The following is an 11,973-nucleotide window of genomic DNA, read 5'->3' on the forward strand; positions in this document are numbered from 1 at the left end:
TTATCAAGCATCTTTGGAATAAATCCATATTCTTTCATAAACTTAATGGCTGAGCAGTGATTGCCATAAAAACTTGTCGAAGAAACAATTGCTGTCAGGATAATTTCGCTGTCACTTACATGTCTTCTTACATCTTCCGGATGATTAATTCCTTGTAAAATATCGTCTATTAAACAAAAAATTGATATAATTTTGTCTTTACAAAGCATGGGTAAGGTTTATTGGTTCGCAAAACAAATTTACTGAACCTGTGCTTTGTTTTTTTATTACCTCTAAACTAGCAACTTGAATTAATTAATACAAAAGTAGTCTTCCTTATGGAGGATTTTTTTATTTTTGGACCTTTCATAAAGTTAAAAGATAAGTATTATATAAGTTCAGATTTCAGGTTTATAATCAATATTTATTACTAATATGCACTTAAAGAAATCTTTATAGATGAAAGAAAAATTTCAAAATTATTTTTTGTCTTTTTATTAATTGGATTCGTTTATCTTATTGTGAAAGATTTAAATTATAAAAAAGAAATTAATGAACATCCGGGACAAACAATTTGTAGATATACCTTATGTAAACCAGCCGGAAGATCTAGTGATGCATATGTGAAATATTATCTGGATAATAAATTATATCGAAGAAATGTGGGAGCTTGCCCTGATAATTCCGGATTCAAATTAAATAAATATTTTGTACTAAAATATTCTACTATTGATCACAATAAAATTCTTGTAGATTTTTCAAGAGAAGTAACGGATTCAATCCTGATAAAAGAATTGGAAACAAAACTTGAATTTAAATATTGGCTTGACCATTAATAAGACGAAAAGTATCAATTAGAAAACAGGCTTTGTTTTGTATATTTGACTTCGATGAAAATGATTAATACTGGAACTTAATAACCAAAAAAAAACATAACTTTTCAAAATGAATAAAGTCGTTTTAATTACCGGAGGATCCTCAGGGATTGGAAAATCAATTGGAGAATTTTTACATAAAAAAGGTTTCGTTGTTTACGGAACGAGTAGAAATCCTGAAAAAGTACTGAATTCTATTTTTCCGCTTGTGGCTTTGGATGTTCGAAATGTTGAGTCTATAAAGTCGGCGGTGGCTAAAATTATTGCGACTTCCGGAAGACTGGATGTTGTGATTAACAATGCAGGGGTTGGAATTACCGGTCCGTTAGAAGAAATTCCGATGGAGGAAATTAAGAATAATTTTGAGACTAACTTTTTCGGTCCAATTGAAGTTATGAAAGCTGCTTTGCCACAAATGCGCGAGCAAAAATCAGGTTTGATTATTAATATTACTTCGATTGCCGGTTATATGGGATTGCCGTATCGCAGTGTTTACTCGGCATCAAAAGGAGCTTTGGAGTTAATTACGGAGGCTTTGCGTATGGAGGTTAAATCTTTTGGAATTGAAATTACGAATGTAGCGCCTGGTGATTTTGCAACTAATATTGCTTCCGGCCGTTATCATGCGCCAGTTATAGAAGGTTCAGCTTATGAAAAAGTTTATGGAGAGACGCTTGCAACTATGAACGATCATGTAGATGCAGGAAGTAATCCGAATGAAATGGCGGAATTTGTTTATAAAATTATGCAACAAAAGAAGCCGAATGTTCATTATAAAGTTGGTGCTTTTATGCAGAAATTTTCAATCGTTTTAAAGCGTGCGCTTCCGGATAAGGTTTACGAAAAGATGCTTATGAATCATTATAAATTGTAATAAACTATTTTGGAGCTTTTTTTGAATTATTCAACAGGAATGAAAATATCAAATTTAGCTCCTTTATTTAAAATTCCTTCCGCTTTGATGAAACCATTATGGTTTTCTACGATTCGTTTTACGATTGTAAGACCAATTCCTGTGCTTTTTGTTGGTTTTGTGTTTAGAGCCTGAAAAAGACCAAATATTTTTTCATTGTATAATGGATCAAATCCAATACCATTGTCTGAAACGGTTATTTGACAATATTGCGTATTTGGAGAAAGTCTTTCATGTATTAATTCTGATCCTTCTATAATTTTTGTGCGTATGGTAATGATTAATTGTTTTTCGGGATTTGAAAATTTTATTGAATTGCTTAAAAGGTTGTATAACAATTGTCTAAACTGAAATTCAATTACAGAAAGACTTCCAAGATCTGAAACATCATAAAGTACAGTTTTGTTTTCTAATTCTTCAGACAGGTCGTCTTTGACATCATTTACAATATTATTAAGGGATTTCGATTCAAACTTTCTTTCGTCAAATTTGGTTTTTGAATAGATAAGAAGATCATTTATTAGATTTTGCATTCTAAAAGCCGAGGAGCGTATTTTTTGAAAAGCTGTTATGCCTTTTTCCGAAAGGTTTTTAGTTTCATCTCGTTCTATAATGTCTGTAAAAAGCTGAATTTTCCGTAAAGGTTCCTGAAGATCGTGACTTGAAATATAATTAAAGGCTTCAAGCTCATTATTCATTTTTTCGAGTGAGATATTTTTCTCGATCAGTGTGATTTCAATATCTGATTTTAATCTTTCGGCTTCTTTTTTTTCTACTTCTGTTTTTTCAAGAAGTATATTTTTTTCTTCTAAAATGTTTTTATTTTCGTTGGCTTCTTCAATACTGGTAAGGTGAAATGAGATTAAGTCTGCGAATAAATTGAACATTTCACGAACTTTAAATGTCTTTAATTCATTAGGTTTTGGATCGATTGCGCATAATGTTCCAAAAAACCGTCCGTCTTTGCGTATAATAGGAACTGATATGTAACTTTGAAGTCCATACATTGCCGGTGTATGATGATTGCGAAAAACAGGATCTTCGCTGACATTGTCAATTATTACAGCTTTTCTCTCTTGTCTGATTTCGTCACAAATTGTTGTTTTTACTTGTAATTCATCTCCTGGTTTCAGTCCAAATGAAACATTATCTACAGCGCTGCAAGTAATCCATCTGTCTTCGGTAACTCTTGCTATTGCTGCAAAACCCATTCCTGTAGTTTGGCATATAACATTTAGTAAGGTTGGGACAATGGAAATATTTTGAATATTGTTGACGTCTTGTTGAAAGTTTTCTTCTAGCACTTTTACGGGGAATTTTAATTTCTAAAAATACAAAAATAAAATTAGCTTTTTGTTTAAAGGTTTTATTGCTTCTATTTGGAATTATTTTTTAGTTTTTTATTTTATGGAAATTATAAATTGTAATTTTGCATCGGATTTGCGTGAAGGATAGAGGCGGTATCCTTTTGTGAAGTGAAACGGAACAAAAGATATAGCCGAAAGCCTGGCCCTTGGGACACGCCCAAAAAAACAGGAACACAATTAAATAGATATAATTATGAAATTTTTTATTGACACGGCTAATTTAGCTCAAATTAAAGAAGCACAGGCTTTAGGTGTTTTGGATGGTGTAACTACTAACCCATCTTTGATGGCAAAAGAAGGTATTACTGGAAAAAACAACATTTTGAAGCATTATGTAGACATCTGTAACCTTGTTGAGGGAGATGTTAGTGCTGAGGTAAATGCGTTGGATTATGACGGAATGATTAAAGAAGGTGAGGAATTAGCTGAATTACATGACCAAATCGTGGTAAAATTACCAATGACTAAGGAAGGTGTTATGGCTGCTAAATATTTTTCTGATAAAGGGATTAAAACGAATGTAACACTTGTGTTTTCTGCAGGTCAGGCTTTATTGGCTGCAAAAGCCGGAGCTACTTATGTTTCTCCTTTTATTGGTCGTCTGGATGATGTTTCAACAGATGGATTGGCATTGATTGAAGAAATTAGATTGATTTTTGATAACTACGGTTACGAAACTCAAATTTTGGCTGCTTCTGTGCGTCATACAATGCATATTGTAAATTGTGCTAAAATTGGTGCTGATGTTATGACTGGACCTCTTTCTGCAATTTACGGATTGTTGAAACACCCATTAACTGATATTGGGCTTGCTCAGTTTGTAGCTGATTTCGAAAAAGGAAATAAATAATTTATCCTTTTAAAATAATTTAAATCGCCACTTTCGTTAGAAAGATGGCGTTTTTTTTTACTTTTATATATCTAAAATAGAAGTATATATGAAAAAAGTTATCCTGATTTTGGCGTTTTTGGTAATTAATATTTCCGTAAATGCGCAAGCGAAAGTTTTAACATCCGTAAATGAGGCTGGTGATGTAGCTACTTATGAATTGGATTGTTCGGTTCAATTTCAAACTCTTGCCAAAGGTTTGCGATATAATATTACACGCCACGAGTTTAAAGGTCCTGAGCTGAAAAATTCTTATCGGTTATTATTAGTTATGGATGGCTTTTATTCCAGTACTTTAAATAGCACAATGACTATTTCAGCAGTATTAAGCGATGGAACTGTTATTGATGCCAAAAAGACAATAGAAGATGATGGTTTTTTTGACGGTGCTTGTACGTTGAAAATTAAAGACCCAAAAGCACTTTTAGAGGCTAATATTGATAAAGTGATTGTTCATGCTGATAAAGATGTTACTTATACATTATCAGCGCAAAATAAAGCGGTTTTCAAGAAAAATTTAAACGCTATTATTACGGCAAAATAGTTTTCAAAAAGGTTCAAAGGAACATAGTTGCAAAGGTTCAAAGGTGTAAAGTCTGGTGAAAAAAGCAATAAAAAAATCCCAAACTCCAATCGATAAAATTGGAATTTGGGATTTTTTAAAATTTGAATTTTTTATAAAGAATTAATGACCTCCGCCTTCGCTTTGAACGTTATGATCAATTCCTTGTCTTTTTAAGATTTTAGGGCAATAGAAACCGTAGAATCCTAAATATGCAAAACCTAATAAAGGTACGATATAAGAGAAATGTGTCCATGTAATTCCAAAAATTCCACCTGGACTTGTAAGGTCGATATCACAGATACTTCCCTGAACCAAAGGAATAACTCCTCCACCAAGAATCATCATAATTAAGAAAGATGATGCTTTTCCTGTGTTTTTTCCTAAACCTGCAATCGCTAAATCGAAGATAGAAGGCCACATGATAGATAAGAATAAACCTCCTGAGATAAAGAAGAATTTAGCAATAGACGGATCTGGATAAACTAATCCTGCAAGCATCATTAATAAGCCTGAGATTCCGAAAAGCATTAAAGTTTTTCCGGCATTTTTACCACCAACAAAACTTATTGCGATAAACAATAAAATCCAAAGCGGGTAAATATAGAAAGAAGAAACGTCGTGTGCTGCAAATATATTAGCGCCAATAATTACTCCAAATGCAACTGCAGGAACAATAAATTTAAGTGCCGTATTTACTAAGTTTGAAGTGTTGAAAACGTTAACTCCGCCATTCCAGCGACCAATCATTAAACTTCCCCAATAAAGGGCGATAAATGGCGCAATAGCATCTTCTAATACATTTCCGAATTCAGAAGTATGTAATAAAGCTGGTAAGTTACTAATGATAGTTACCTCAGTTCCAACATAAATAAAGATTCCTAACATTCCTAAATATAATTGTGGATAGTCAAGAATATTGAATTTTTCGTGTGCAACTTTAACTACTTCTTCCTCTTCTTTTGCAGGATCTTCGATTTTAGAGAAGTACATGAAAATTGCTACTCCAATAAAGGCAAGACCTAAAATTATAAAAGGTAATTTGATATCTTCTAATGAAAGTGAGGTTTTTTTGTTGTCACCCATTCCAAATAAAGCGATTCCTAAAAGGATAGCTCCAATTGTTGTTCCGAAAGAGTTTATTCCTCCTGCCAATGTTAAACGGTGAGCTCCGGTTTGTGGGCTTCCCATTTTAATGGCTAAAGGATTTGCTACGATTTGTTGAATTGAAAAACCTAAAGCTATTGTGAATAAAGCGGTTAAGAAGAATGGAAAACTTTCCATTGTTGCTGCTGGAATGAATAAAAATGATCCAAAAGCTGATAAAAGTAATCCGGCAGAAAGTGTTTTTTTGTATCCGAATCTTTGTAAAATATCTACTTTTAAAGATATTATAAAGAAAATTATAGATCCTACAAAGTAAGAAACATAAAATGCCCAAGCCACTAATTGTGATTGTACCTGAGATAAAGTAAATACTTTTTTGAATACTGGAATAAGGATGTCATTGGCTGAACCAACAAAACCCCAAAAGAAGAAAACAATTATCAAAGAGATAAACTGTCCCCATTTGGTTTGAACATTTTCTGAACTCATAATTTAATAGGTTAATTTTTTATTATATTGTTTTTTGAAGACCGTAAATATATTTGTTAAGTATATCAAAAAAAAATAAAATGACACAAATAATGTTAAATTTAAACGAACAGCGTCATTTTTTCAACAATGTGTTAATTTTTACCAACTTAGAAAATGAAATGATCAGATGAAATTTACTCCAAAATTTTGTTTTTTACCTCTTTGCTGTAATTTCTGCCAATAGGAATCGTGTAGGATTGAATTTGAATTCGATTTCCTTCGATAGATTTTACTTTATTTAAGGCTATTACATAGGATTTGTGAATTCTTAAGAAGCGATCAGCAGGTAATTCTTCAGATAATGAAGTTAAAGATTTGTGTGTAATATAGGTTTTATCCGGAGTTACTACTTTTATGTATTCCTTCATTCCTTCGACAAATAGAATTTCTTCAATATTAATTTTCATCATTTTTTTATCGACTTTGATGAAAATATGAGAATCTCCTTTGGTGGTTTCTACTTTAATATTGTTTTTTACATTAAATTCGGTTGTGATTTTATTAATGCATTTTATAAATCGGGGTAACGGAATTGGTTTTACTAAATAATCCAAAACATCAAGATCGTAACTTTCTGCAGCAAATTCTCTAAATGCAGTTGTAATAATAACTTTTGTTTTGTTTTCGATTAAGCTAATCAATTCAAATCCAGTCATCATAGGCATGTTAATGTCCAGAAAAACGGCATCTACAGAAGTACTGTTTATAAAATCGAGCGCTTCCAGAGAATTATTAAATGTACCAATTACTTCAAAATCTGTAAAATTGGTAAAGTAATTCTGGAGGACTTTGATAGCTAGTGGCTCATCATCGATCAACACGCATTTAATCTTCATCATTAATAGGTATTTGCAAACGGATTATATAGTAATTGAATTTAATGCTATTTTCGATTTTGTATTTACTCTTGTAAATTAATTTTAATCGTTTTTTGGTATTGACTAATCCAATTCCCCCTTTTTGATTAAGATTTTGTGAAATTACAAAATTATTTAAGATTTCAAAATGTAATATTTTATTGTCAGTAACTTTACAATTGATCTTTATTTTTAAGTTACTATTGTTTAAACTCCCATGTTTGAAGGCGTTTTCGACCAATGAAATGAAAATTAGCGGAGGCACAACAATATCATCTATATTTGATTCTACGTTGATCGTAACTTCTACATTTTCAAATCTTAACTTCTCAATTTCGATATAATTTTGAATATAATCGATCTCTTTTATTAAAGGAACAAATTTGGTGCTTTTTACATCATATAAAACATATTCCATCAAATTTGATAGTTTTATAATTACATCAGGAACCTTATTTGAAGATTCTAATGATAATGCATATAAATTATTCAGGGTGTTAAAGAAAAAATGAGGCTGGATTTGATTCTCGAGATACTTTAACTTGATTTTAAACTGATTCTCTCTTAACGCTCTGTTTCTTTCTCTTTCCCGCAACCAGGTTAATGTTAGATAAACAGAAGAAGCCATTGCAAGAACATACAATTCACCAATGCAAACTGCGACAATATGATTAATCTCAAAGGGGTGGTATTCGCGATTGGCTTCTGGCCATATATTTTCGGATATAATATAATAGGTAAGTGCTGTTTTTAATAAATAGACGGCAAAAAGACTTGCGAGTAACGAAAATGCATATGTAATATATTTCTGCTTTAATACATATTTGGGCACTAAAACAAAAAGATTGAAATAAACTAAAGGTATGTGTAATGAGAACTCAATTAGGTTTGATTTGAACGAATATGGATAGTCATTAAAGTAGGCTCCCCATCTTAAAAAGTTAAGAATGAAGTAAGTACCCCAGAACCAAAAGTGATTTTGAAGTTTAATGTCAAATTTCAATTTTTGAATTTCGGCCAATTTATTCTTTTAATTATTAGTTTGATTGGTTTCTCTGAGTAAATACTGTGCAACTTTAAACAATTAGTTGGTAAATCGCAATTCTTTTGAATATTTTTTTATGAAAAAAGATAATTAATAGGTTATTCCGATAGTATAACGTTTTCGTAAAGCATATTGTTTATTGTTCTAATGGAATAAAATTTATGATTAGGATCTTAGAAGTTTTAAACATAAAATGATGCCTTATTAGTTTTTCGACTTAGTATTGTAATTTAAGATTATTTTAAGAGTTTTAAATTTAGTCAACATTTCTATTTTATAAAGGTTTTGTGAACTTAAGTGATGTTTGGTTGTACATACTACAGGGATATTTTTAAATAATAATTTTGATTATCAGTATTTTAAACTCAGGTGTTTGATAGGTGTTTTTGGTTTACGATAAAACTTCAAATTTTAGCACCTGAAAACTTGAAAGGTTTCGTGTTTATTGAGGAATTATTTATTATTTAGGAGTTTTGATGCAATAAATTCTAATATTTTTATAAAAAGTTGAAATATAATGCGTTGAAAACGTTTTCGGATAACGTATTATTGATTGTTTTGTGTCGTTGGTTTAAAATTTTGAGCCGTTTGTATAATAATTTTTTTTTAACAGTATGTTAACAATAAATTTACGACTTAACCAACAAAACCATGATAAAATGAAACAAATTATGTTAATCTTTATGATTGTATTTACGGCGCAGGTCTCGCTTGCACAAGTAAAGACGATCAAAGGTTTAGTAAGCGATCAAAACGGATTGCCGTTGCCGGGAGTAACTGTTATTATTCAAGGCACTAAAACTGCAACTCAATCTGATTATGACGGAAAATATACAATACAAGCATCGACAGGCGATGTGCTTGTTTTTTCGTATATAGGTATTAAAACTAAAGCTGTAACTGTGGCCGGTTCAGCTACAATAGATGTTGTGCTTACAGAAGATGCACAAAATTTAAATGAAGTTGTCGTTACTGCATTAGGTATTAAGAGACAAAAGAAAGAACTGGGATATGCTGTTCAGGATATTAAAGGTGATCAGCTTAATAAAGTAATTACCACCAATGTTGCTTCATCTCTTTCAGGAAAAATTGCCGGAGTTGATATTTCTATGCCTGCCACGGGTGCAGGAGGAAGTGCCAGGGTGATTATTAGAGGGATTTCTAGTATAGGTGAGAGTAATCAACCACTTTATATTGTAGATGGAGTTCCTATCGATAACTCAGGTTTGAATAATGACAATGCTGCAGCCAGTAAATGGTTTGATGGAAGAGATAATGGAGATGGAATTTCAAGTATTAATCCAAATGATATTGAGAGTCTGACAGTATTAAAAGGAGCCGCTGCATCAGCTTTGTATGGCTCGAGAGCTTTAAATGGGGTAATTTTAATTACAACTAAAAAAGGAAGTAAAGGAAAATTACAGGTAGAATTAACAAGCGGTGTTAGTTTTGATCGTGTAAATGCAAAATATAAAGATTTTCAAAGTGATTATGGTACTGGTGGACATGGACTTTTGCCGGATCCTTTAAAAGCGCCTTCAGAAATTTACGGATATACTACCAGCGCATGGGGACCTAAATTTTCTGATAATGTGGGAAAAGAGGTAAAAATATTTGATGGTTCGATGCGACCTTATGCTAAAGTTGATAATAATATTCAGGATTTTTTCAGGACTGGAGTTACAACAACAAACGGAATTGCACTTTCTGGCGGAAGTGAAAATGCATATCTGCGTTTTGGCTTTAATAACATGAAAAATGATGATATTGTTCCGAATTCCGGATTAGAAAGAAACAATGCTACATTAAATGCTACATTAAAATCAGATAAATTTACTTTAGATACTAATGTAAATTACATGATTGAAAATACACAAAACCGTCCTGGTTTAGGAGATTCACCAAACAATGTGGGCTATTCATTAAGTGGTTTGGCTCCCAATATTGATCAGGCGTGGTTGAAAAATTATGGAAATCCGGAGACAGGAGAAGTTTATAAATGGAATAACAATATTTATCAATTAAATCCTTATTTAACAGTAGATGCAAATCACAACACCTCTAAGAAAAATCGTTTTACAGGGAATGTTGCGGGAACGTATCAACTTGAAAAATGGGTTGGATTGACTTTTAGAACCGGTTTAGATACTTATGTTTTTGGTTCTAAGGATTTCATGGTTCCGGGAACTACGTGGCCAGGAAGAGATACAGGTTATCTTGGGTTGAATGATATCACGGTTTCTGAAATGAATACAGATATCATTGCTACTTTTAATGAAATTAAATTAGCGACTGATTTAACGTTCTCAGGAATTTTGGGAGCAAACAGAAGAGATTTTAGAAGGTCAGAAAATTCTAGTCAGGGAACCAATATTATTCAGCCTGGAACAGAATATATTAGTAATTTTTCCACTCAAACGATAAATGCACCAATAGAAACTAAAACAAGAACAAATTCTGTTTACGGTTCTGCAAAGTTGGATTATAAAGGTTATTTATATGCAGAGTTTACAGGAAGAAATGACTGGTTTAGCGTTATTAATAAAGATGCTTTTTATCCGGGAGCTTCCTTAGGTTTTATATTCTCGGATGCCTTTAACATTAAAAGTGATACTTTTTCTTATGGAAAATTCAGAGCGTCATGGGCAAAAGTTTCTAATGCTCCGGGAGCTTATAAAAATGCATTAAATTATACTACCTATTCTTCTTACGACGGGCAAAGTGTTGTAAATGTTAAGAATACATCGGCACCAAATGCAAATTTGACTTTTCAATCAAAAACAGGAATCGAATTTGGATTGGAAACGGCTTTCTTTAAAAACAGATTAAAAGCTGATATCACTGTGTATCGTGAAGATACTGCAGATCAAACACTTGATTTAGCATCTTCGTCAACATCAGGATATGAATTTCTTTCCGTAAATGCAGGAGAATTACGTAACGAAGGTATTGAGATTTTCTTATCCGGTACGCCAATCAAAACTCAGGATTTTGAATGGGGAATTGATTTGAACTTCTCCAAAAACAAAAACTCAATCCTTTCTTTGCACCCTGAAATTAATACTTATACTATTTCTGAGGCTCGTTGGGCCAACGCATCTATTGTAGCCCAGGTTGGCGGACAATATGGAACTATCATTGGAAAAGATTTTCAAAGAACACCTTCAGGAGAAATGATTGTAGGCGCAAATGGAATGCCTTTATACACAGAAAATAAAGTGAATTTAGGAAAAGGGCTTCCGGATTGGGCAGCCGGTTTAACCAATAGATTTTCTTATAAAGGAATTACGCTTCAGTTTTTATTAGATATGAAATTTGGTATGGATGTGTATTCTATGACAAACTCTCTTGCTGCATCAAGAGGATTGTTAGATGTTACGACAGAAGGAAGAGATGCTTATAATGCTGCAAGAACTCAAGCTGCAAAGGATCCTAATTTTGATGCTACAACCTGGGTTCCTACTGCCGGTTATGTAGCAAATGGAGTGGTAAATACTGGAACGGCAGATAATCCGGTTTATGTAAAAAACACAAAACCTGTAGATCCTCAGGATTATTGGACGAATGTTACAGACAACACACCGGCACCTTTTATTTATGACGCTTCTTATGTTAAGTTAAGAGAGGTAAGTTTAGGATATACAGTACCAAAAAGTGTTTTTGGAGGTGCAAAAATAAATTCAATTTACCTTTCTTTATTTGCACGAAATCTATTGACTTTTAGTAAAGATTTACCAAACATTGATCCAGAGTCAATGTATACTTCAGGAAACGGACAAGGTTTTGAGTATGGTTCATTACCATCAAGAAAATCGTATGGTTTTAATATTAAAATTGCATTCTAAAAA

At 32.2% G+C, this 11,973-nt stretch carries 9 protein-coding genes and 1 pseudogene; 5 read left to right on the forward strand and 5 right to left on the reverse strand.

The annotated features are described in order from the left end of the window. Window positions 1-209: pseudogene (locus EAH81_RS26300) on the reverse strand (IS982 family transposase); the annotation flags it as partial. A 291-nt stretch (window positions 210-500) separates the two neighbouring features. On the opposite strand from EAH81_RS26300, the gene EAH81_RS26305 reads away from it, so the two are divergent. Both EAH81_RS26305 and EAH81_RS26310 read left to right on the forward strand, forming a co-directional pair. Continuing rightward, the gene (locus EAH81_RS26305) at window positions 501-815 is read left to right on the forward strand and encodes a hypothetical protein (RefSeq protein ID WP_140511960.1); all 315 of its coding nucleotides are present in this window, start codon (window positions 501-503) and stop codon (window positions 813-815) included. A 109-nt stretch (window positions 816-924) separates the two neighbouring features. Next, window positions 925-1,728, forward strand: a complete 804-nt coding sequence (locus EAH81_RS26310) for an SDR family oxidoreductase (protein WP_140511961.1) — start codon at window positions 925-927, stop codon at window positions 1,726-1,728. Window positions 1,729-1,754: 26 nt separating this feature from the next. Here EAH81_RS26310 and EAH81_RS26315 read toward each other — a convergent pair whose 3' ends face one another. Then, window positions 1,755-3,071 (reverse strand): sensor histidine kinase, encoded by a 1,317-nt coding sequence (locus tag EAH81_RS26315; RefSeq protein ID WP_140511962.1) that lies wholly within the window; start codon window positions 3,069-3,071, stop codon window positions 1,755-1,757. A gap of 256 nt (window positions 3,072-3,327) precedes the next feature. On the opposite strand from EAH81_RS26315, the gene fsa reads away from it, so the two are divergent. Together fsa and EAH81_RS26325 are read left to right on the forward strand one after the other, a co-directional pair. Further along, on the forward strand, window positions 3,328-3,984 hold the full coding sequence (gene fsa / locus EAH81_RS26320) for a fructose-6-phosphate aldolase (RefSeq protein WP_089353922.1): 657 nt from the start codon (window positions 3,328-3,330) through the stop codon (window positions 3,982-3,984). 88 nt (window positions 3,985-4,072) lie between these two features. Next, the gene (locus EAH81_RS26325; RefSeq protein WP_140511963.1) at window positions 4,073-4,567 is read left to right on the forward strand and encodes a hypothetical protein; all 495 of its coding nucleotides are present in this window, start codon (window positions 4,073-4,075) and stop codon (window positions 4,565-4,567) included. Window positions 4,568-4,708: 141 nt separating this feature from the next. Here the strand turns inward: EAH81_RS26325 and EAH81_RS26330 are convergent, their stop codons facing one another. The 3 genes from EAH81_RS26330 to EAH81_RS26340 all read right to left on the reverse strand — a co-directional run bounded on the left by EAH81_RS26330 (window position 4,709) and on the right by EAH81_RS26340 (window position 8,101). Then, on the reverse strand, window positions 4,709-6,181 hold the full coding sequence (locus EAH81_RS26330) for an MFS transporter (RefSeq protein WP_140511964.1): 1,473 nt from the start codon (window positions 6,179-6,181) through the stop codon (window positions 4,709-4,711). Window positions 6,182-6,357: 176 nt separating this feature from the next. Next, the gene (locus tag EAH81_RS26335; RefSeq protein WP_099712660.1) at window positions 6,358-7,059 is read right to left on the reverse strand and encodes a LytR/AlgR family response regulator transcription factor; all 702 of its coding nucleotides are present in this window, start codon (window positions 7,057-7,059) and stop codon (window positions 6,358-6,360) included. Continuing rightward, complete coding sequence (locus EAH81_RS26340; protein WP_140511965.1) at window positions 7,049-8,101, reverse strand: sensor histidine kinase; 1,053 nt, start codon at window positions 8,099-8,101, stop codon at window positions 7,049-7,051. Before EAH81_RS26340 ends, EAH81_RS26335 begins: the two co-directional genes overlap by 11 nt. A gap of 683 nt (window positions 8,102-8,784) precedes the next feature. Between EAH81_RS26340 and EAH81_RS26345 the strand changes: the two genes are divergently transcribed. Further along, window positions 8,785-11,970: a SusC/RagA family TonB-linked outer membrane protein gene (locus EAH81_RS26345; protein ID WP_161595862.1), complete on the forward strand. Its 3,186-nt coding sequence runs from the start codon at window positions 8,785-8,787 to the stop codon at window positions 11,968-11,970. The last annotated feature ends 3 nt before the right edge of the window (window positions 11,971-11,973 follow it).

Origin of the sequence: Flavobacterium pectinovorum (genome assembly GCF_006438875.1) — a bacterium.
Classification (GTDB): Bacteria; Bacteroidota; Bacteroidia; order Flavobacteriales; family Flavobacteriaceae; genus Flavobacterium; species Flavobacterium pectinovorum_A.